Source organism: Paenibacillus sp. PK1-4R (assembly GCF_030369595.1).
In the GTDB taxonomy this organism is placed as follows: domain Bacteria; phylum Bacillota; class Bacilli; order Paenibacillales; family Paenibacillaceae; genus Paenibacillus.
The window spans coordinates 4582348-4604094 of sequence record NZ_CP126535.1 but is presented as its reverse complement, the minus strand read 5'-3'; the positions used below and the strand labels follow the sequence as shown (position 1 = coordinate 4604094).

Annotated in this window: 17 protein-coding genes; 13 read left to right on the top strand and 4 right to left on the bottom strand. The window is 48.7% G+C overall.

The window, feature by feature from the left end; genetic code table 11:
• Positions 1–148 precede the first annotated feature (148 nt).
• The gene (locus QNO02_RS19995; RefSeq protein WP_133385468.1) at positions 149–631 is read left to right on the top strand and encodes a GNAT family N-acetyltransferase; all 483 of its coding nucleotides are present in this window, start codon (positions 149–151) and stop codon (positions 629–631) included.
• 136 nt (positions 632–767) lie between these two features.
• Positions 768–1709, top strand: a complete 942-nt coding sequence (glsA, locus tag QNO02_RS19990) for a glutaminase A (RefSeq protein WP_017687474.1) — start codon at positions 768–770, stop codon at positions 1707–1709.
• Between the two features lie 215 nt (positions 1710–1924).
• Here the strand turns inward: glsA and QNO02_RS19985 are convergent, their stop codons facing one another.
• Together QNO02_RS19985 and QNO02_RS19980 are read right to left on the bottom strand one after the other, a co-directional pair.
• Entirely contained in the window at positions 1925–2266 is a 342-nt protein-coding gene (locus tag QNO02_RS19985) for a YolD-like family protein (RefSeq protein ID WP_289389774.1), read from the bottom strand.
• Entirely contained in the window at positions 2263–3507 is a 1245-nt protein-coding gene (locus tag QNO02_RS19980) for a DNA polymerase IV (RefSeq protein ID WP_289389773.1), read from the bottom strand. The genes QNO02_RS19985 and QNO02_RS19980 overlap by 4 nt, the downstream gene beginning before the upstream one ends.
• An 857-nt stretch (positions 3508–4364) precedes the next feature.
• Here QNO02_RS19980 and QNO02_RS19975 point away from each other — a divergent pair.
• The 6 genes from QNO02_RS19975 to QNO02_RS19950 all read left to right on the top strand — a co-directional run bounded on the left by QNO02_RS19975 (position 4365) and on the right by QNO02_RS19950 (position 12720).
• Positions 4365–6590 carry a hypothetical protein gene (locus tag QNO02_RS19975; RefSeq protein ID WP_289389772.1) on the top strand — a complete coding sequence of 742 codons (2226 nt, stop codon included), beginning with the start codon at positions 4365–4367 and terminating at the stop codon, positions 6588–6590.
• Positions 6591–6616: 26 nt separating this feature from the next.
• Complete coding sequence (locus tag QNO02_RS19970; RefSeq protein WP_091018251.1) at positions 6617–7825, top strand: HEAT repeat domain-containing protein; 1209 nt, start codon at positions 6617–6619, stop codon at positions 7823–7825.
• Between the two features lie 22 nt (positions 7826–7847).
• Positions 7848–9248 carry a glycosyltransferase family 2 protein gene (locus tag QNO02_RS19965; RefSeq protein ID WP_176872555.1) on the top strand — a complete coding sequence of 467 codons (1401 nt, stop codon included), beginning with the start codon at positions 7848–7850 and terminating at the stop codon, positions 9246–9248.
• A 276-nt stretch (positions 9249–9524) separates the two neighbouring features.
• Entirely contained in the window at positions 9525–10328 is an 804-nt protein-coding gene (locus tag QNO02_RS19960; protein WP_076211349.1) for a response regulator transcription factor, read from the top strand.
• 92 nt (positions 10329–10420) lie between these two features.
• A complete protein-coding gene (locus QNO02_RS19955; protein ID WP_124116107.1) occupies positions 10421–11788 on the top strand; it encodes a nucleotide sugar dehydrogenase in 1368 nt (455 codons plus the stop codon).
• Positions 11789–11796: 8 nt separating this feature from the next.
• On the top strand, positions 11797–12720 hold the full coding sequence (locus tag QNO02_RS19950; RefSeq protein WP_289389767.1) for a hypothetical protein: 924 nt from the start codon (positions 11797–11799) through the stop codon (positions 12718–12720).
• Positions 12721–12842: 122 nt separating this feature from the next.
• Here QNO02_RS19950 and QNO02_RS19945 read toward each other — a convergent pair.
• Positions 12843–14176 (bottom strand): IS3 family transposase gene (locus QNO02_RS19945; protein WP_249913897.1). Its coding sequence is split into 2 segments (ribosomal slippage): positions 12843–13774 and positions 13774–14176, totalling 1335 coding nucleotides; the frame shifts between segments, so codons are not numbered across the junction.
• Between the two features lie 273 nt (positions 14177–14449).
• Positions 14450–15322, bottom strand: a complete 873-nt coding sequence (locus QNO02_RS19940; RefSeq protein WP_289389765.1) for a helix-turn-helix transcriptional regulator — start codon at positions 15320–15322, stop codon at positions 14450–14452.
• A 548-nt stretch (positions 15323–15870) separates the two neighbouring features.
• Between QNO02_RS19940 and QNO02_RS19935 the strand changes: the two genes are divergently transcribed.
• The 5 genes from QNO02_RS19935 (at position 15871) to QNO02_RS19915 (ending at position 21655) form a co-directional block, all read left to right on the top strand.
• Entirely contained in the window at positions 15871–17055 is a 1185-nt protein-coding gene (locus QNO02_RS19935) for an LLM class flavin-dependent oxidoreductase (RefSeq protein ID WP_289392826.1), read from the top strand.
• Between the two features lie 253 nt (positions 17056–17308).
• Positions 17309–18583 (top strand): ABC transporter substrate-binding protein, encoded by a 1275-nt coding sequence (locus QNO02_RS19930; RefSeq protein ID WP_133385464.1) that lies wholly within the window; start codon positions 17309–17311, stop codon positions 18581–18583.
• 3 nt (positions 18584–18586) lie between these two features.
• On the top strand, positions 18587–19459 hold the full coding sequence (locus tag QNO02_RS19925; RefSeq protein ID WP_206105762.1) for a carbohydrate ABC transporter permease: 873 nt from the start codon (positions 18587–18589) through the stop codon (positions 19457–19459).
• Between the two features lie 49 nt (positions 19460–19508).
• A complete protein-coding gene (locus tag QNO02_RS19920) occupies positions 19509–20324 on the top strand; it encodes a carbohydrate ABC transporter permease (RefSeq protein WP_133385463.1) in 816 nt (271 codons plus the stop codon).
• A 113-nt stretch (positions 20325–20437) separates the two neighbouring features.
• On the top strand, positions 20438–21655 hold the full coding sequence (locus QNO02_RS19915; protein ID WP_074095747.1) for an MFS transporter: 1218 nt from the start codon (positions 20438–20440) through the stop codon (positions 21653–21655).
• Positions 21656–21747 lie beyond the last annotated feature (92 nt).

Below are 21747 nucleotides of genomic sequence, written 5' to 3'. Positions count from 1 at the left end.
TGTCAGATTGCTGACTTGTTGGCCTAGCGGACCATCTGGCTGCCTGCGAGCGTGGTGCCCTGTGTGCATTCCATCATTCGCATCTGTTATACTCTAGATGAATTCATCAAGACTAAGACCAAGTTATGTACCCCAGAGGAGGCATATCATGAAGTTCATTAAATACACACAACCTGATTTTGATGATTATTATGCATTGGTTTCCAATATGGAAGTAATGAAACAGATTACAGAACGTGCAATACCGGAGCAAGAGGCGAGAACGCAATTTGAGTCCATGCTGGAGTTTAATGAGCGTTCCACTTGCGGACATTACCGGGTATTTAGTGAAGATGGTGCCGGTGTGGCGTATGCCAAATTGATTCCGGATCAAGAGGACCCGACCAAGGCTGAGATAGGTTACATGATCCTGCCTGAACATTGGGGCAAAGGTCAAGGCACATCCATAGCATCACGGTTGATTATTCAGGCACAAGCCGCAGGGATTGGATCACTCTATGCAGTTATCGATCCGGGTAACGCTGCTTCCCGCCGGATCTTGACCCGCCAGAATTTTGTATCCACCTGGACAGGCGATTACGATGGTCTTCCCGGCGAGATTTTGGAGTTGAATCTTCAAATGAAGCGGTAAAGGAACTGTTCTGAGGGTAATCAGATAATATATGGCATCTTGCATGATGCAGATGGGGCTCATTATCATCATGGTGCATGGGTTCAACATTTCATGCAAGATGCTTGCTTATATAGAGATGTGGAGGAGATGACATATGAGCAATTCAACCATGGAACGTCTGAATGCATTACTGCCGGAGTGGCTGGAGACCAGTCGTTTGCACACCGGTCAGGGTAAGGTGGCTTCTTATATCCCAGAGCTTGTCAAAGCCTCTCAGGATGAGCTTGGTATACATATCATGGACGCCGAAGGAAACCATGTGTCGGCAGGGGATTGCGGTGTTCCATTTACGATGCAAAGTATCTCCAAAGTATTTACCCTTATTCTGGCCCTGATGGATCATGGGGAAGAAGCGGTTTTCTTTAATGTAGGAAAAGAACCGACAGGCGACGATTACGATTCGATGATCAAGCTTGAATTGGTTGAACCCGGTATTCCGTTCAATCCATTAATCAATGCAGGTGCGATTACGGTGTCCTCGCTTGTTGGAGGAGACTGTAAGGAAGAAAAATCACGCCGCATTCTGGAGTTTTTCCGCAAACTGGCGAATAATGATCAGCTGGGCTATAACGAAGAGGTATTCCAGTCCGAATCGGAGAGCGGTCATATGAATCGTTCACTTGGCTACTTTTTGAAGCACAACGGGGTCATTAAGGATGACGTTGAAGACGTGCTTGCCGTGTATTTCCGTCATTGCTCCATTGAAGTGACGTGTGCAGATCTGTCTCGAATGTCACTCGTTCTGGCCTATAATGGAACAGATCCAATTACGGGAGAAGAACTCATCCCTCGTCGCTATGTTCAGATTGCCAAAACCTTCATGACCACCTGTGGTATGTATAATGCATCAGGCGAATTTGCCATCGAGGTCGGCTTACCCGCCAAAAGTGGAGTATCCGGAGGCATATTGACCCTTGTACCGGGACAATTCGGCATAGGTCTTGTTGGCCCGGCTCTGAATCGCAAAGGCAACAGTATTGCCGGCGTGCATCTGCTCGAGCGTCTGTCAAAGGAATTTGACTGGAGCTTTTTCTAAAAGTTTTTCAGAAAAAAGAAGCTTTACCCTTATATGTAGCCGATGAATCACTTATCTGATATTTTGCTTCTTTAGAACGAAGTGAATGGTCAGGATATGTCTCGTCGGCTGCTTTTGGTATTCACCAGGAAGTGTAGGAAGGCAGTCCTGCATGGTAACGACTATGCTGCATCTATCATGGACTATCCACAACACCGGGGTGGGTGTATACCCCTTCATTCATTGGCAAGCGCCACATCCGTAATGAGGTTCATTTGAATATCCCGGGACCCATCTTCCATCAGTAGTCTGAGGGTCCGGGCAGGACGGTCCAGCCGAAGCACCTGCCCCGTGTAACGGATATCGTCATGTTCGTGAAACAACGTAATAGTGACTCTATCTCCAAGCATCATCGAGTTGCTGAGCAAACGGGACATTTCTTCCGCGGCCTGGGCATCCAGGGATGGGTGGGTACGAGGAGCAAGTTGTTCCTGATGAAGAATGTAGGCTTCCCGGTGTTCGGGGAGCATCATGCGTGAGGACTCGAAGATACCGTTTTGCTGTAATTTTTTACTCATTTATAATGACCTCCAATTTTATGAGAACGTTCATGGGCTTGCGCGGACGAGCAGAGGGAGGATGCCCGCATGATGGCGGTATCTCCGTACCTGCGCTTGATATCATCCGTGGCACGTTCCAATTCTCTTTTACGTTCACGGTCATCAAACCAGGACAGCTGTACTTCAGAATCGGGTACAAGTCCGGTCAGTGACACGCTGATGCGGCGGATGGGTAATCCGTCCCAATGGCGCAGGAACAGAGCTGCTGCGGCATCGTATACTTCATCCGTAATGTTGGTGGGTTCATTCACCTTCATCTGGCGGGAGAAACCGGTTGGCCGATCATAATCCTGTCCGCGACAACCAACCGAGACCACATGGCCCATGAGTGATTTGTCCCGAGAACGTCGACTGACGAGTTCCGCCAATTCAAGCAGTACCACTTTGATATCTTCCCAGGAGTCATAGTCCCGGGGCAGCGTCATCTGATGTCCGATTCCCTGCTGCTGATGAGCATATGTCCCGGGTTTGACCGGGGAATCGTCAATACCGCGGGCGATACGCCACAGTACCTCACCATTTACACCCCAACGTTCTCTCAGTCGGGACAATGGGGTCTGGGCCAGATCACCGATCGTATGGACGCCCATCTTGTAGAGATGCTGTGCCATGCGGGAACCAACCATGAACATGTCTCGCACAGGCTTCTCCCAGATGGTTGAAGGCAGATCTTTGCGAGGCAGCGTGCAGATGCCTCCAGGGATTTTTTTGGCATATAGATCACAGGCCATCTTGCTAACGACCTTCGTATCACTGATACCGATCCGAATGTACACACCCGTCTCATCCATCACCCTCGATTGAATGCTACGGGCAATCGTCTCGGGACTACCGAACAGATCCAGGCTTCCGGTGACATCGAGAAACTGTTCGTCAATACTATAGGGTTCCACCAGATCGGTGTAAGACTGAAGGATACGCGTAATATGAAGGGACACCCGAATGTACTCGGCCATCCGAGGGCGAACAACAACAACATCCGGACATTTGGCAAGCGCTTCGCCCAGTCGTTCTGCTGTCGTAATTCCATAGGACTTGGCGAGTGGACAGGCCGCAAGAATAATACCCGAACGGCGCGCCGGATCTCCCGCAACAACGAGGGGGCGGTCCTTGTATTCGGGGTGTGCAGACTTCTCCACACTGGCATAGAATGACTGGCAGTCTGCCAGCATGATGACACGTCTGTCTTGGCGGGGCATAAGACTTCTCTCCTTATTCGTGATGCTAAGCTCTTATGTTAAGAAGCAATTATTTTCATTTGAACATCGATAATTAACAGTTTATTTACAGTATGGAACAAGTGTTCTTGTTTTATAAGCATATCCGACAATTCGAAATGCAGCAACCGGAATTATTTTGCAAATTGGACACAATTATGGGTTAGCTATATTAGAGGCAGAAATTAGGAAATAAGATGTGCTTTTTTACATTTAATGTGAGAGATCTGTGACCTCTGGGTGATGACCGGGCGTTCATTTGGTTTTTTGTAAAAGGGTTATAAATGGGCACAGTCCTATAGAGGGGGACTGATGTCCTTTTTTGATTTTCTGCATTTTTCAGAAAACCTTGATGTGACGCGGAATATCGCTGATGCGTTATCGGACTATAGTATCAATTTTGTAATCTTTATGGTTAATACTGTAAAAAGGTCCGCAACTTTAAAATATAACTCGCGTTTAATGGGGTATGTGTTCAAACGGCAAACGTTGCCTGTACCCGCGTTGCACATAACAATAAAGGTTCCAGAAGTGCAAGATCAGCAGGGTATCTAATCCATGCGATTCCAGCAAATATTAGTGTCTGGGAATCAGACGTATCCTGGAGGCTTTCGGATGCTAGTTGATGGCGCTTTTTACGAATTATGGGCAGAATGTTCCATTTCATGTTTGCTTCCATCAGCCTAGTTACAAATGCAGAGTCTTAGCGCTATAGTGAGAACTACACCGCTGACATCTCTACCAAGCGGACATCCGAAGCGGAATGATTCGTAAACTTCATGTTGGACCATTCGATGTTGAAGCAGGATGCATATTAGAGAGGTGAGCAATCTAAAGACATGAGCAGACAAAGACGAAGACGCTGGCTATTAACGGTGTTGACAGGAGCAGTGGTGGTGACCGGTGGGATATTTGCCGGATGGCACTATATGCAACCCAAGCTCGTTACGTACACAGCGGAGAACGGCACGGAGATGAAATTCAAGACCGATGGAGACCGGTTCATGGAATACGGGCCAGATGGAACGTGGAGGGAGATGTTCGTCAAAGGTGTCAACCTGGGCGCAACTTCACCGGGGCATTACCCGGGAGAATTCCCGCTGACCAAAGAGGATTACTTGCGGTGGTTCCAGCAGATCGAGGATCTGGGAGCCAATGTAATCCGGGTATACACGGTTCACGAACCCATTTTCTACTCCGCATTAGTCGAATATAACCGCGGCCGGGAGCAACCGTTATATTTTATACAGGGCATATGGTCACCTGAAGAAGAGTTGATTGAGAAACAGGATGCCTATGCAGCCCATATTGAGCAGACGTTCAAGCAGGAGATTGAAAAGGCCGTATCTGCTGTCTATGGCGATGCGGACATTCCTGCCAAGCAGGGAGAGTCCAGCGGCAAATACAAAACGAATGCAGGAAAATACCTGATGGCCTGGCATGTGGGGACGGAATGGGACCCGGCGATGGTAGACAACACAAACGCAAAACATGCGGACGTGCCGCAGTACAAGGGAGCTTATTTCTCGGCGAGTCCAGAAGCGTCACCGTTCGAGAACTGGCTCGCAGAGTTACTGGATCATACGGCGGTCCTGGAGAAGAAGTATGGATGGGAACATCCGATGACCTTCACCAATTGGGTAACGACCGATGTGCTGGATCATCCCGGCGAGCCGCTGTATGAAGAGGATCTCGTCAGTGTGGATGCCCGACATATTCAGCCGGAGGCATGGCAGGGAGGTTATTTTGCAGCCTACCATGTGTACCCGTATTACCCGGATTTGTTCCATATCGATAAAACACTCCAAACGATCAAGGATGAGAACGGTGAGTACAACACGTACAAAAGTTATCTGCGCAAGCTGAAAGCCGAGTTTTCCGATATGCCTGTAATGATTACAGAGTATGGCGTACCCTCTTCTCTTGGTATTTCCCATCTGGGTATGGGAGGACGGAATCAGGGTGGACATAACGAAGTAGAGCAGGGAGATATTGACGCGTCACTGACGCAGGATATCTATGATGAAGGATACTCGGGAGCGATTGTGTTCATGTGGCAGGATGAATGGTTCAAGAAAACATGGAACACGATGCCACTGGAAATCCCGGCTGATCGCCGTGCATATTGGCTGAACGTGCTGACAAACGAGAAGATGTTTGGTCTGCTTGCCATGGACCCCGGTAAACAGGAACAGTTGACCATCGACGGATCACTGGATGACTGGAATGATCTGAAGGATGAAGAGGTCACGACCTGGCAGGGCCAAGTGGACGGCATTCAGGAAATGAAGATGACCCATGATGAAGCTTATCTGTATATTGGGCTGACCTTGGATCAACCGTTTGACCCGGCTAAGACAGTGTTACGAATTGGGACCGATACACTTGCTGGAGGCAGTCAGCCTGACAAGTTACTCCCGGGCCGGACGCTCAGTGATGGTCTTGAGACGGTGATTACACTGGGGCAGGATGAAGAATCACAGGTGGAGATTGCCAAGGATTATGACTTTAATCAGCGTCTTTACGGCAAAGAAGGATACGACATGCTGCCAGATCAGCAGTCAGACTCCGCAGATCCGTTCCACCCATGGAATCTGGCAGTCAGCCTGAGGATGACACCTCCGGATACCCGATCTGCTCAACCGTTCATGAATGAAAAGGTCGGAACATTGAAGCGGGGAACGACGGCTCCCAGTCAGCCCGATACGGATTCATTAACGGCATGGCAGTATAACGGCAATCAGGTGGAGATGCGAATTCCCTGGATGCTGCTCGGGTTCGGTGATCCGAGTTCGCTGCAAGCGATCGACTATGGGCCGCTCAAGAATGGACGTGAGTTCTCCACAGTTGCTGTGGAAGGTGTTACCCTCATTCCGTGGTTAACGGACCGCGCCACGAAGAAAGTATCTTGGCCTGGGGGTGAACAGACGACCCTGGATCTGAAGACATTGCCCGTATATAGCTGGCAGCCTTGGGAGCAGGTGCAGTATAGTGAACGCCTGAAGCTAAGCTACGAAAAAATGAAGAAGAGCTATGAAAAAATTCCTAGTTTTCAGATCGAATAAATGAGTATAAAGGAGGACCTTTTCACATGTTTCCAAGTTTGGCTTTGGCCTATCTGTTTTTGTACATCTGTATCGCACTTGTTGTTGTAGGCGTCATCGTATTGTTTGCCATGAAAATGTCCCACAATGGCAAACGACGCAAGACGGCGTTTTATGAATTGAAGCAGCGTGACTACTTCACCTATCTGCAAACGGCCTTGACCGAAAATAGTCCGCTCAAATTGCCACCAGGCAAACTGGCTCCGCTGGAACGCAGAGTCATTCAGGACAGGCTGATTGAATGGATCGACCAGTTCAAGGGTGAGTATCGTGATAAATTAATCGCACTATGCCGTGAAGCAGGATTCGTAGAGCATGATCTGAAGGAACTGGGCCGTCTGCGTTATGGTCGCCAGATTGATGCGGCTTATCGCTTGGGTGGCATGCGTTGTCCCGAAGCCGTTCCGGGTTTGATGGAATTGCTGAAGGATGAGAAACCGGGCCCGATGGCCATTATGATTGGTCGGTCCATCTCCAGATGTACGACTCGGCAAGGTGAACTGAAAGACATGCTGGCATTGCTGTTAACGAAAGGTAAGTCCATTCACCATCTGGCAGCAGATATTCTGCTCGAAACGAGTCTGGATACGAGCAGAATTCTAATTGAATTGCTGGAAGACCGGAATCCTGATTTTGTTAAAGTCGGACTGGTTGCTATGTGGGGACAAGCTGTACCTGAAGTGATGCCTGCACTCGACAGACTGGTAGGCGCAGAACATCAGGATGTACGTGCCGAAGCGGTGAAGCTGTATCTTAGCGCAAGTCCGGCGCTCCGGGATGAGACGATTCTGAAGCTGATTCAGGACCCTGACCCCGAAGTTCGCGCCGAAGTGGTACAAGCGCTTGGTTCGAAACATGCATCTGGCAGCATTCCATTACTGCGCAAAGCGCTGCGGGATGAAGACTGGAGAGTTCGCTATAACAGTGCGGAGAGTCTGAGCAAGCTCGGTGAACCGGGATTCGAAGCGCTGTGTCAGGCTGCGGTGCAAGGTACAGTTGCTGAGCGCGAGATTGCGATGCAGCAGATTGAGAGTACCATGCAGCACACGAGAACCGATGACAGAGCTGTAGAGCAGATGATTGCACATAACAAAAAAAGACTGCTGTACGATCGCTATTTTGGCCCTGTCCGAGAGAACAGAACCAGCAAGAAACGCACAGGTGTCGCTACGGTAGGAGGGGATTACACTGCTTAGGGATCTACTATTAATCTACGGCATGGTCGCAATCTACTATGTTGTTTTTGTAAATACGCTCTATTTTTCCATTCTGGCCTTATCGTTCCGTAACATCTGGACGATCTTCCGGCGGTCGCATTATTCCAAATACAATACATTGTCAGGCTCGGAACTGGTTCCTTCAGTATCACTGCTGGTACCGGCATACAACGAGGAATTGACGATTATTGAAAATGTGAACTGTCTGATGACGCTGAATTATCCAACATATGAAGTCATTGTGGTAAATGATGGCTCCAGTGATGCGACACTGAATATCCTGTTGAAAGAATATCGTCTGAAGCCAGTACCCAATACGAAGATTCGGGGTAAGATCGCCTGTCAGAAAATTCGTGGGATCTACCACAATCCAGAGTTCCCGGATCTGTATGTCATTGACAAGGAAAACGGCGGTAAGGCCGATTCCCTCAATGCCGGGATCAACCTGTCCCATTATCCGTTGATCTCTTCCATCGATGCTGATTCGTTGCTGGAGAAGGATGCCCTGATCCGCATGGCTCGCATGTATATGGAGAATCCGGAAGAGACAGTAGCCATCGGTGGAGATGTAAGGATCGCTAATGGCTGCAAAATTGAAAACGGGGCAGTGCAAGATGTATCGCTGCCACGCAAGATCTGGCCCATGTTCCAGTCGATCGAATATCTCAAAGCCTTCCTGGGTGGACGGATTGGCTGGAGTCACATGAACGGTCTGATCATTGTCTCTGGTGCCTTCGGCATGTTCCGCAAGGACGCAGTAATCGCCGTAGGCGGATACCGGGATGGTTATCCTGGGGAAGACATGAACATCATCATTAAACTTCACCGTTACATGCTGGAAAACAAATTGAAGTATCGCATTGCCTTCTGCCCTGAGGCTGTGTGCTGGACGCAGGCACCGGATTCCTACCGGATCTTGTCCAGTCAGCGCAAGCGCTGGGGCCGTGGGAACCTGAAGAACATGCTGGAGAATCGGGGCATGCTGTTCAATCCGAAATATAAGGTTATGGGTATGGTGACCATGCCATATAACGTCCTTTTTGAAGCGTTGAACCCGTATTTCCGGATTACCGGACTTCTGGCACTCGCCGGATATGTCCTTCTGGATATGACGCAATGGCCGATTCTGGTTCTGTTCGGACTGCTGAACTTTGTGAGTGGTTATCTGCTGAGTGTAGGCGCACTTGTCCTGGAGGAGATTGCTTTCAAGCGTTACAACAAACTCTCGGATCTGGTCAAAATGCTGGTCTACTCCGCGCTGAAATTCGTAGGTTACCACCAGCTCGGCGTATTGTGGAGGTTGCAGGGACATGTGCAGTTCATGCAAAACAACAATTCATGGGGTACCATGACACGCCAAAGCTGGTCCGAGGATGAGAAGAAAACAAGCGAAGCCGCTTAGGTACAGAATAATCAAAGCAATTATATGTCCAACTAGACATTTACACGATAACGGAGAGGGCAGAAAAAGCCTGTAGAAGCGAAGCGTGCACCTAAAAGCTTTCTGAAAGAAAGCTGCATCGAAAGCATACCTTTATCCCCGGATTTCCCCTTGTACAAAGGAATCAAAAAATCTGGGGATAACAGTGATCGAAAGGTTGTTCTGTCATCGGAGTGTCAGTGTAAATAATATTTTTTGGACTTATATAGATAATCGAGGAGAAGGGTGGAAAAGAACATGCCAAATACGGCGACATTGCAGCGTGAGGCTGCCGTTAATGTGTACCGAAGTGTAGAACAGGGATTGAAGGAAACGGGTGCCGAAACATGCGGCTTAATGTTCATCCATTGTGCAGGAAACTCTCAACCTGAGCAGCAGGTCAGGACACATCTGGAGCAGACGAGCGGGACAGCCTTCCAGGTGTGGAAGGATGGGGCCACTCAGGCGATTGCCGTCCTGCTGCCAGGGTTGTCACTGGATGAAGTTCATTATGAAGGACTTCGGATCAAGCATGAACTGCAAGAGACTGTACCCGGTGCCGATCCACAGATTACACTGGCCAGTTTCCCGGAAGGGGAGCGCCCTTCGAAGGCAACTATTCAGCATATGGCTGAATCCTCGAAGCTAATAGATTCGTCGGAGATTCATATCTACACGCTGGACAATACGGCGGACGAACCGGAACGCATTTTGATTGTGGACAACGATCCTACGGTACGCGAATTCCTGCAATTGCGGTTGAAGATGCAGGGGTACGAAACCTATGAAGCTGTCGATGGACTGGCTGCACTGGAGTTGATCGAGAAGGTTACACCAGACCTGGTGCTCACGGAGCTGAATCTGTATGGCATCGACGGTCTGCCGTTCATCCATCATATCCAGAACCTGGAGATGGAGCAGCCACCCAAAATTGTCGTGTTGACCGAGCAACGTGTCGAGCAGACGATCAGTCAATGTTTCCGCAGCGGCGTGGATGATTACATGACCAAACCGTTTTCACCTGTAGAGCTGGATGCCCGAATCAGACGCTGCCTGCATTAGAAGATAGATTAGAGCAACATTTAGAGCACAGACACTCATCTATTTATATGGATTTTAAGCACCAACAAAATACACTGCCCGGAGGGAATATCATGGAGAATCAACAATTCCACACATTACTGAATGCGATTGAAAATAAAGAAGCTGTACTCGGCGTCGTCGGGCTCGGTTACGTAGGACTTCCACTTGCCGTGGAAATGGTCAATCAAGGTTTCACGGTAATCGGAATTGATCTGGATGCGTCCAAAGTAGAAAGTATCTATCAAGGAGATTCCTATATTCACGATATTTCGTCTGATGAGTTGAAAAAAGTAATGCAAAGCGGTCGTTTCCAGCCAACGACAGATTACAGTATGCTGCGCGTGATCGACGCACTCAGTATCTGCGTACCGACACCGCTTAGTGAAAATCAGGACCCGGATACGTCTTACATCGAGACTGTTGTGGATCAGATCAAACTGCATATGAAACCAGGCATGCTGATTACGCTGGAGAGCACTACTTATCCAGGTACAACCGAAGAGCTGATCCAGGATGAGCTGGACAAAATTGGACATGAAGCAGGAAAAGATTACTTCCTGTGCTTCTCGCCTGAGCGTGTGGACCCGTCGAACGGACGTTTCACAACATTTAATACGCCGAAAGTGATTGGGGGCACGACCGAAGCTTGCTTGAAACTCGGAACAGCGTTATATAGCAAATATGTAGAAACTGTAGTACCGGTATCTTCACCAAAAGTGGCTGAGATGTCGAAACTGCTGGAGAACACATTCCGCAGTGTGAACATTGCCTTTGTAAATGAAATGGCGATGATGTGCGATCGTATGGGCATCGATATCTGGGAAGTTATTGACGCGGCGGCGACGAAACCATTTGGTTTCATGCCATTCTATCCAGGCCCAGGCATTGGTGGACACTGCATTCCACTTGATCCGATGTACCTGTCATGGAAGGCCAAAGGCTTCCGTTTCTATAGCAAATTCATTGAGCTGGCGCAATCTACCAATGACAACATGCCATATTATGTCTTGAACAAAACGTCAACGATTCTGAACGAATACGCTAAATCCGTACGTAAATCCAATATTCTGCTCCTCGGCATGTCCTACAAACCGAATATTGCCGATCTGCGTGAATCACCAGGACTGGAAGTATATGAACTGTTCAAGGAAAGTGGAGCTAACGTAAGCTACTACGACCCACATGCGGATTCCTTCAAGGACAAACATGGCGAGACCGTACACAGCGAAGTGTTCAATCTGGAGCAGTTCAAAAAGTACGATTGCATCGTGCTGATCACCAACCACAGCGATTTGCCTTATTTTGATATTGCCGAGATGGGTGTGCCGATTCTGGATACACGTAATGCGTTCCGTTCGTACACACATCCGCATATTTACAAGATTGGTCACTCGGTACAGCATCCTGTGCTTGAACCAAGTGAAGCGTTGCTCGTCTGAGGAAATATATGAGGCAACGGGGCAAACTGGTGGGTATGGCGAAATGGGCCATTCTGGCTGTGGTGTTGTGCCTGCTGCTTCTGTCCTGGATGTTCAAATGGTTCTCGGCAGAGGAGCATAAAGCGACCTGGCTGTGGGACGCGTCCATTATTGCAGAACAGACGCCTGAGATTATTGCCTTTTCCAAAGAACAGGGCGTGGATACCATCTTCCTGCAAATCCAGGATGAGGTGCCTGACGCAACATACCGTAAATTCATTGCGGCTGCAGGGCAGGCCGAGATTGAAGTGCATGGACTTAACGGTCATGCAGACTGGGCCTATGAGGAAAAGCGGGATGAAGGGCTTGCTTTTATCGAGCGAGTACGAGCATACAATGCAGCTTCGGCCAAGAATGAACGCTTCGAAGGCATTCAACTGGATGTGGAGCCGTATCAGCTGAAGCGCTGGGAGAACGAGGAGAGCAGCGTCATTGCAGAGTGGCAGAACAACATGAAGGCCTGGACAAAAGCCGGCGAGGATGCCGGACTGTACATGAGCGCTGCCATTCCGTTCTGGCTTGATGCACGTCAGTCGGCTGAAGTTGAGGGTACATTCAGTCGCTGGGTGATCTCCCACTTCGATGCGGTGGCCATTATGGCTTACCGGGACAGTGGTCAGCAGATGTATGATCTGTCCAAGGAAGAACTGGACGAAGCGGATGATCTCGGCAAGAAAGTCTGGATTGGAGCGGAACTCGCGGATACACACGAGGGGGATCACCTGACCTTTTTCCGTAAACCGGTTAGCAATATGAATGAAGAGATGGCAAAGGTGTTTGATCTGGGTTCCTCTCATTCTTCTTTTGCGGGTGTGGCTGTGCATCATTATGAAGCATGGTATGCCAAGGAGAATGGTATTCCGCTTGCACGTAAGGATGAGGAGAAGGAATAGCGTTACATCAACGTAAAAAAAGTTCCTCGTTTTGGGTACGTGCAGTCAAGACTATAGTATAGAAAAAAGGCAAGTCCCGGGTTGTAAACTGTACCCTATGTAAAGGACATTTCTAAAAAAAACTATACGGCTTCAAGAAGATGATCTCTGTATTGTACAGGGGTCATCCTTTTTAGGTTCCACTGGTATCTAAAGTGATTGTAGTAGGTCATATAGGCTTTAACTTCTCGTTTGACTTCGTCTAACGTGGCATAGCTCTTTAAGGAAGTTTCGTCCTTAAAATGACCAAAAAACGACTCCTGCGGTGCGTTATCCCAACAATTTCCTCGTCTGGACATGGATTGCCCAAGCCCCATCCGTTTCACTTTCTTCTGAAAATCCGGATGAGTGTAGTGCGTACCTTGATCGGAATGAATGAAAGCATCATGACTCTTCTTGAATTTGCGGTTTTTCTGTAAGTGGAGCAACGTGTTTGTCGCCAGATCCATCGTCATTCGCTCCGACACATGATAAGCCAAAATTTCATTGGTGGAACTATCCTTGATGGTGGACAGATAGGCGCGCTTCCCTTGGCCGTAACTTAAGTATGTAATATCTGTTAGAAGTACTTTGCCCGGGATGCCTTGTTTGAAGTTGCGTTGTAACAGGTTAGGCATGGTTCGATGCTCATGGGTTGCCTTCATCATTCGTTTGTAGGGATTAGCTCGTCGATGAGGGCATACAATATCGTATTTTTTCATGATTCTTCGGATGCGCTTGAGATTCCACATGATCTGAAATTGTCCTTGCAGCGTCATCTTAATGGAGCGAGCGCCCTTGTTACGTTTCTTAAATTGGAAGGCTCGACGGATGTACACACCTATTTCCTCATCAACCTGTTCCTTCTTCGTGCGGCTGTGAATGGCTGAAGTGCTCCAGTATCGGTAATATCCGCTTTTGGAGACCCCGGCAGTCTCACACAGAACACTTACCATTCGCTGAAGATGGTATTTCTCAATCACGGTTCGGATTAACCTGTATCGAAGACCAGGCGTTAGTTTTACTCGTGGCTCCACCCCCGTTCGGCCAGGCGAATCTTTTTTAAGAGTTCATTCTCTGCTTGGAGCAGGTGAATCTGTGCTTCGAGTTTCGCGTTCTTTTCTGCCAAGGTTAACTCTCGTTTTAGAGACTCTCCTGAATGTTTGCCTCGTGTATCTTGTAAGCCTAGAGCCCCTTGCTCGTTGTAACTGGCTCTCCATCGGTCAGCTGCGGCTTTGACCCGAGTCATCCCAATGATCTGAACGTCAAATCCACAAGTCTCAAAGATCTCTCTAGGCATCCTTCCTTGCTGATTTAATGTAATAAAGAGTTGTTTGAACTCGTCCGTATAAGTGATTCCCTTGGTCGAAACAGACTTCACATAGTGATTTGTAGCAAGTTGCTCTACTTCGCGGGTTGTAAATGTTTTTTTACTCATTAATCGTTCTCCGTCCTTGTCTCGTTCATGGTATACAACAAAAATACCCCATAGAGAGACTTTTTTAAAGTGTCTACTCCATGGGGTACAGTTTATTGAAGGGGCTTGCCTTTTTTGTGGTGGATTTCGTAATGGGTTTTGCAGCACTAGGATGTGCAGGATATGAAGCACAGGAGTCCATTGTAATTTGCTAAAGGCGACATCTTACACAACCATACACAAGGCGTGGTGCATAAGGCATGGATTATAGGCTGGGAGCGAAAGGTCGCTCCCTCATTCTTTCGTGCTCTCCGCTGTACGATAGCGATTGGGCGGCAAACCGACCTGCTTTTTGAACGCTTTGGAGAAGGAGAACAAGTCCGGGTAACCTACGGAATGAGCCACTTCAGTCAAGCTTAGCGGCGTCTGCACGAGCAGACGTTTGGCCTGATTCATTTTCAATTGCTGAATATATTGTACAGGGGACAGACCATAGGCTTTGCGGAACTGTTTGGCAAAATGGGTTCGATCCACACCTGCATGAGCGGACACACCTTCCACGGAGATGCCGCCTGCAAAATGAATGTCCATGTATTCCTTGCCTTTCTGAAGCCAAGGTGTGGCCGAATCCGGTTGCAATCCTTTGGTTGCCGGGGAACGGGCTATCCGGTCAAAGAGGTTTAGAAACCGGGTGAGTCGTCCCAGATCACTCGCTCCGTCCTGTGGTTTGCGAACATCCTCCATAAATGCGCGCATCGCACTTGCGGTCTCCGGTGTCAGTACACCTGAACGGTATGGTGAGTCGGGTGTAAGTCCGATCCGAGACAATAGTTCGGCTGCATGTGCGCCGTCAAAGGCAATAAATATTTTCTGCAACGTATCCTCTGGGTCCGTCCAGTACTCATGGGTAACATGTGGAAACAGACAGAATGCATCCCTGGCACGAAGGGCGTGACGCTGTCCGTTTTGTATGAATGTACCTTCCCCCTCCAGCACAAATAGCAAATAATGATAAGGCGTAGTACGCGGACCAATATGATAGTTGGTCTTGGCTATATTGCGGCCAATGCGAATCGGCCAAGCGCCACCAGCTTTCTCGAATTCAGATGGAGTGAAGAAAATAATATCCAAAAACTCATGGTGGTCCTCCTTCATGCTCTCGGTCATCAGGAACACCTCTTTATTGTATAAGTATCGTTTGTAGATTTTAAAAGTTTCACTTATAACCTATTATACAGGTGGGTTTTATACATATTCAAGATCACGAAGACCTAAATCTGAGAAAAGACCACAAAATGACAAAATGAAATTGCCGCGAAATGACATTGCTCACAGACAAATCAATTGTTATGATGTCCATACCTATTAAACCAAGTTAATTAATCGGCATTTGAGTGTGTACTTTGAAAATGAGTTAGAAATTAGGCGCACTTTAAAAATAAATTTCAAGAGATGCCAAGTAGTGGAGGGGACGAAATCGATTCTGAAGAAGCGAAGCGGTCGCCTGAAAGCTTTCTGAAAGAAAGCTACATCGGAAGCATAAGCTATCATTGAATTTTTACCTTTAAAAAGGAGAATCAAAAAAATTCAAGGATAACAGTGATCGGAAGAACGATTCGTACCCGGAACGTCAAGGAGGCGTAACGGTAACTTTTTTAACATGAGACTTTATTTATTCATAGAAGGGATTGACTTTTGTGAGCGAACAGGAAGATATGAAGTTTGGATGGTTTTTGCCTACAGCAGGGGATGGTAAGTATGTAGGGGTTACCCCAGAGCGTGAGCCAAGTCTTGATTATCTGGTCGATGTGGCACAGACAGCGGAGAAGGCAGGATTTGAATTTGTACTGATTCCGACAGGGGGAGCCTGTCTGGACGCATGGGTGGTTGGCTCGGCTGTGATGAGTCACACGAAGACATTGCGTCCCCTTGTCGCCATTCGCCCGGGATTGGTTACACCCGTACTCGCTGCACGCATGGGAGCGGCACTGGATCAGCTCTCTGGTGGTCGCGCCATGATCAATGTGGTAACAGGCAGTTCTGTTCGAGATCTGGAGGAACTCGGCGATCCACTGGCACATGCGCATGATGAACGGTATGTCCGGGCGAGCGAGTACATGGAAGTGATGAAGCGTTCATGGACCCAATCGACGGGACTGAATCTGACGGAGTTTGCCGGAAGTGGTTCAAAATCTGGTGCAGATGCACCCAGCGATCCCAATCCTGAATTTAACGGCCAGTATTACAACTTCAAAGGACCGGTAGGCATGCCGGAGACGGTGCAAAATCCGCATCCACCATTCTATCTGGGAGGAAGTTCTCCGATTGCCAAGAAGGTCGCTGTTGAACATGCAGATACGTTCCTCATGTGGGGCGAGCCTCATGACTGGATTCAGGAGCAGATCGAAGAGATTGAGGTCATCCGTCAGCAGGTGAAAGAGGAAACGGGAAAAGATCGTCAACTCCGTTACGGCATGCGTGCTCAGGTGCTCATTCGGGACACCGAAGAAGAAGCGTGGGCAGCAGCTTGGGAGATTATTAGTAAAGTACCACCAGAAGCGATCGAGAAAGCCAAAGCCGCTTTTGCCGAAACGGATGCAACCAACCAACGCAGACAGAACGAGTTACGGGAACTGTCCGAGAAGCAGCAGTTTGTCGTAGGTCCCAACCTGTGGACAGGCTTGTCCGTTGTGCGTTCCGGCGGCGCGATCCTCATTGTAGGTACAGCCGAACAGGTCGCAGAGCGTTTGATGGAATATGGAGATCTGGGCGTGACGACTTTCATTCTGTCCGGTTACCCGCATCTGGAAGAAGCCGAGATCTTCGGCCGGACCGTGATGCCGATCATTCGCGAGAAATGGAAAACAAGACAGAAGCAGCATTCCGTTACTACTAACTAAGTAAGTTCAACTAATCTTTTTATACGAAAACGGAGAGGACAGAACCGATCTGAAGAAGCGAAGCTAAAAGCTTTCTGAAAGAAAGCTACTTCGTAAGCATCATCTCGCCTTTATCCCCGAATTTTAACCATTAAAAAAATGATTCAAAGAAATCCGGGGATAACAGCGATCGGAAGATGGTACTGCACTCGGAGTGCCCCGTGTAAAAACATTCGTGCAACTTACATCAATCATCCTCAGGAGGTCGTCTTTCATGAAAAAAAATAAAAAATTGATCCTGCCGCTTGTCAGTATGCTGGTGATGTCCATCCTGTTGTCAGCTTGCGGCGGTGGGGATAACGCGTCATCTGGAGAGAACGGCTCCTCGGGTTCAGGCAAGGTTACGATCAGCTTCATGCACTGGCGTGGAGAAGATGTGGAAGCACTGAACAAGAGCATTGACGCATTTGAAAAAGAAAACCCGAACATTAACGTGGAGATGCAGACACTGCCTTCCGATCAATATCAGTCCACCGTACAATCCAAAATCAGTGACGGTTCGGTAGGGGATGTATTTGCTTCCTTCCCGGGTGCACAGTTTGAAGCCTTCACCAAAGCCGGCTTGTTCACGGATCTGACTGGATCCTCGTTCCTGTCGGCCTACAATTCAAAGCTGATTGAATCAGGACAGCATGATGGCAAGCAATATGCGATCCCGTATCAACTCGTATATAACGATCCTATCTATAACGTAAAACTGTTTGAACAATACGGCCTGACGCCACCGACCGATTGGGAAGGTTTCCTGGCACTTTGCCAGAAGCTAAAAGACAATGGCATCATTCCGATTGCCTTTGCCGGAGCGGACATTGGCCCAGGGCAATTCATGAATACGATGGTGATGAACAATGCACCAAGTGACGACATTTTTACCAAAGTGGAAGCTGGTGAAGCTAAACTAACGGATGAGTTCTGGGTGAAAACGTTGACTCAAATCAAGGAACTGAACGATAAAGGTTACTTCCAGCAAGATGCACTGGGCACGAAGGACCCTGCGGCTGGCGCACTGTTTATTCAAGAAAAAGCAGCGATGCTGGCAAGTGGATCGTATCAATTAGCTCAGAACAAACAGCAGAATCCAAATCTGGAGCAAAAACTGCTTGCACCGATTACCGTAAGCGCAGATCAAGCGAAGTATGAAGGAGTGCACACGACCACATTCATGCTCGCCGTGAACAGCAAGTCAAAACATCCGGAAGAAGCGAAGAAGTTCCTCGAATTCCTTAGCAATCCCGATGTAGCGAGTGACTATGCCAACCAAACGGGACAGAATGTAACGGTGAATGATGTGAAGTACGATACGCCTGAGCTTCAGGTAGCCGGAGAATGGGCAAGCAAAAAGACCGTGTTCCAGCCACGGTTCACCATCCTGAACGGAGATAATCAAAAAGCAGTAACCAACTCCATTCAGGCTGTACTGAGCGGCACTTCTCCGGAAGAAGCAGCACAGCAGGCACAAGCGATCATTGATCAGCATATCGGGAAATAAACGATGAAAAACCGTCTTCAGCTATCCCTGTTTCTGATCCCTGGGTTGCTGCTGTACGTTGGATTGTTCGTATTTCCTACATTGACGGGGCTGTTCTATTCCTTTACGGATTGGGACGGGGTATCCCCGTCGTATGCATTTGTAGGGCTGGATAATTACAAGGACAGTCTCAGCAGCATCGTATTCCGCAAAGCCTTTGGCAACAACGTGGAGTTTATGTTAACGGTTGTTATTGCACAAACCTTTATTTCACTTGTCCTGGCCCTGCTCCTGGTACGCAATACCAAGACACGCATTGTGCTTCGGGCATTGTATTTCCTGCCTGCGATTCTGTCCTCCGTATCGGTTGGGCTGATCTGGGCATTTATGTATGATCCATCCATTGGATTGATCAACTATGGATTGAATGAAGCGGGGATGAGCGGCATCGCCCGTAACTGGATTGGTGATCCCAAGATCGCCATCTATTCCATCGCTGCGGTCCAAGTCTGGGCCCATGCTGGACAGATGATGATTGTATTCATCGCAGGTCTGCAAGGCATCCCAGTAGAACTGTATGAAGCGGCTCGCATGGATGGCGGCAGCAAATGGCAGGTATTCCGTACCGTGACCTGGCCGCTGCTGGCACCTTCGGCGACGATTGTTGTGGCCTACACGACCATTCAGTCGTTCAAGGCATTTGACCTCATTTTTACAATGACGGACGGAGGCCCGAACTACGCAACTGAAATTTTGACAACATATATCTATCATACCGCCTTTGGCAGCTATTCATTTGGTCTGGCTTCTGCCGGTTCCATGATCTTCCTGGTGTTGCTCGCGTTGCTGACGCTCTTACAGTTCAAGGCATTGCGTGCCGACCGGGTAAGCTATTGAGGTTGATGTTGGAGCATTCAACCTGCAATCGAGGCAGAAGGGAGTTCACATGTTTTTAAAATGGTTTAATCGCCTGATCCTATTGGTGTACGCGCTGCTGATCCTGGTGCCGCTGTACTTTGTATTTGTATCTTCGTTCAAAACAAGCAGCAACTTCTTCACCAGTCCGTTCAGCTGGCCGGACCCGTTTACGTGGGATAACATTACTGGCATGTTCCGCAATCAGCCGATGTGGCAATATTTCGGGAACAGTCTGGTCGTGACGCTTGGTACGGTTGCAATAGAGTTAGTGCTGAGCAGCATGATCGCTTACGCCATTGTCCGCTGGGGCGGTAGTGTAGGTAAAATCGTGTTTGCTCTGTTCGTAGCAGGGCTGATCGTTCCTTCCCAAGTGAGTATGCTGCCGATCTATTCCCTAACACGTACGCTGGGCTGGTCGGATAGTTTGACAGGCCTGATTGTTGTATCCGCGGCGATGCTGATGCCTGTCTCTGTATTTATGCTGACAGGCTTCATGCGCATGCTCAATTCGGAGATTCTGGAAGCGGGTAGTATGGATGGAGCTAGTGAATGGAGGCTCTATACCCGGATTGCACTGCCACTCGCTGCACCTTCACTGGCGGCAACGGCTACGTTCCTACTCGTCATGGTATGGAATGACTTGCTTATTCCCATGCTGATGCTCAGTAGTAAGAGCAAGCTCACGTTACCGCTCGCGCTTATGCAGTTCCGCGGGGAATACGTGACGAATTATCCGATGATGCTTACGGGGGTGCTGGTAACGGCCATTCCGATGATCGTGCTGTTTCTTCTGCTCCAACGTTACTTTGTTGCAGGTCTGACAGCGGGTTCACTCAAGGGGTGAGGTATCGCAGAAATCGGAAGGAAAAGCTTATTTTGCATTGATTTCTGGAGCATTCTGCATAATAATGATTTAGTGTCAGAGTGACTACATAGAGATCAAGGGAGCTATAAGTGATGAGCAAACTGGAAGTATTGCGGAATCCCAAGCAGCGTAAGCTGCTGTTCAGTGCCGGCATGAGCTGGCTGTTTGATGCGATGGAAGTCGGTATGATCTCCTTTATCGTGGCTGCACTCGCCAAGGAATGGAGTCTCAGTCCCGGACAAGTCGGCGTGCTTACGAGTATTAACTCGATCGGTATGGCGCTCGGTGCTTTGCTTGCGGGTGCGCTCGCGGACCGTTTTGGACGGAAGGCCATTCTGATGTGGACCTTGCTAATCTTCACGATTGCAAGTGGTCTGTCTGCATTGGCGACTGGATTTGCCGTGTTGTGTGCACTGCGTCTGGTTGCAGGGATTGGACTTGGCGGAGAGCTACCCGTGGCATCCACACTGGTGTCGGAGTCGATGCCTACAGCAGAACGGGGACGTGCCGTTGTATTATTGGAAAGTTTCTGGGCAGGGGGCTGGATTGTATCGGCGCTCATTGCCAACTTTGTCATCCCGGAGTACGGATGGAGAATTGCCTTTGCCATTGGTGCACTTCCGGCGTTCTACGCATTATATCTGCGACGTGCCATTCAGGACCCGCCGCGGTACAAGAATCATACCAAGCTTCATAAAATCACGTTCCGCGAGAAAGTGGCTACCGTCTGGTCAGCACCACATCGCCGTACAACGTTGATGCTCTGGATTTTGTGGTTTACCGTCATTTTCTCTTATTATGGAATGTTCCTGTGGTTGCCTTCGGTTGTAATGGCAAAAGGATTTACGTTGGTCAAAAGCTTCCAATACGTGCTGATCATGACGATTGCACAGTTGCCAGGTTACTTCACCGCGGCGTACTTCATTGAACGTTACGGTCGCAAGTTCGTACTGGTTGTGTACCTTACCTTGACCGCATTCAGTGCGATTGCGTTCGGACTGGCAACAACGGAAGCGACGATCTTGGCCGCAGGAATCTGTCTTTCCTTCTTCAATCTGGGAGCCTGGGGTGGTCTGTACGCCTACAGCCCGGAATTGTATCCGACTTCCGTTCGTTCGACAGGTGTTGGACTTGCCACATCGGTTGGCCGAATCGGTGGTGTACTTGCCCCATTAATGGTCGGTATGCTGGTTCAACGTGAAGTTGCGATCAGTCTGATTTTCACGATTTTCTTCGTGACAATCCTCATTGGCGCAGCGGCTGTACTGTTCTGGGGCCGGGAAACGAAGGGTCAGGAACTGGCCGAGTAATTGTCAATAAATACAACGCAACTTTTGTACGGGTCTGCCTGCCTACGGAAATAACGGGTTGGACAAGCGGTATATGGTTGATACAAGAAGGG

What these genes read in the sequence shown, in the direction of transcription:
- QNO02_RS19960 (WP_076211349.1), top strand. Translation starts at nt 9,525, where the DNA reads ATGCCAAATACGGCGACATTGCAGCGTGAGGCTGCCGTTAATGTGTAC.
- QNO02_RS19970 (WP_091018251.1), top strand. Translation starts at nt 6,617, where the DNA reads ATGTTTCCAAGTTTGGCTTTGGCCTATCTGTTTTTGTACATCTGTATC.
- QNO02_RS19940 (WP_289389765.1), bottom strand. Translation starts at nt 15,322, where the DNA reads ATGACCGAGAGCATGAAGGAGGACCACCATGAGTTTTTGGATATTATT.
- QNO02_RS19965 (WP_176872555.1), top strand. Translation starts at nt 7,848, where the DNA reads ATGGTCGCAATCTACTATGTTGTTTTTGTAAATACGCTCTATTTTTCC.
- QNO02_RS19975 (WP_289389772.1), top strand. Translation starts at nt 4,365, where the DNA reads ATGAGCAGACAAAGACGAAGACGCTGGCTATTAACGGTGTTGACAGGA.
- glsA (WP_017687474.1), top strand. Translation starts at nt 768, where the DNA reads ATGAGCAATTCAACCATGGAACGTCTGAATGCATTACTGCCGGAGTGG.
- QNO02_RS19950 (WP_289389767.1), top strand. Translation starts at nt 11,797, where the DNA reads ATGAGGCAACGGGGCAAACTGGTGGGTATGGCGAAATGGGCCATTCTG.
- QNO02_RS19935 (WP_289392826.1), top strand. Translation starts at nt 15,871, where the DNA reads ATGAAGTTTGGATGGTTTTTGCCTACAGCAGGGGATGGTAAGTATGTA.
- QNO02_RS19915 (WP_074095747.1), top strand. Translation starts at nt 20,438, where the DNA reads ATGAGCAAACTGGAAGTATTGCGGAATCCCAAGCAGCGTAAGCTGCTG.
- QNO02_RS19985 (WP_289389774.1), bottom strand. Translation starts at nt 2,266, where the DNA reads ATGAGTAAAAAATTACAGCAAAACGGTATCTTCGAGTCCTCACGCATG.
- QNO02_RS19955 (WP_124116107.1), top strand. Translation starts at nt 10,421, where the DNA reads ATGGAGAATCAACAATTCCACACATTACTGAATGCGATTGAAAATAAA.
- QNO02_RS19925 (WP_206105762.1), top strand. Translation starts at nt 18,587, where the DNA reads ATGAAAAACCGTCTTCAGCTATCCCTGTTTCTGATCCCTGGGTTGCTG.
- QNO02_RS19930 (WP_133385464.1), top strand. Translation starts at nt 17,309, where the DNA reads ATGAAAAAAAATAAAAAATTGATCCTGCCGCTTGTCAGTATGCTGGTG.
- QNO02_RS19920 (WP_133385463.1), top strand. Translation starts at nt 19,509, where the DNA reads ATGTTTTTAAAATGGTTTAATCGCCTGATCCTATTGGTGTACGCGCTG.
- QNO02_RS19995 (WP_133385468.1), top strand. Translation starts at nt 149, where the DNA reads ATGAAGTTCATTAAATACACACAACCTGATTTTGATGATTATTATGCA.
- QNO02_RS19980 (WP_289389773.1), bottom strand. Translation starts at nt 3,507, where the DNA reads ATGCCCCGCCAAGACAGACGTGTCATCATGCTGGCAGACTGCCAGTCA.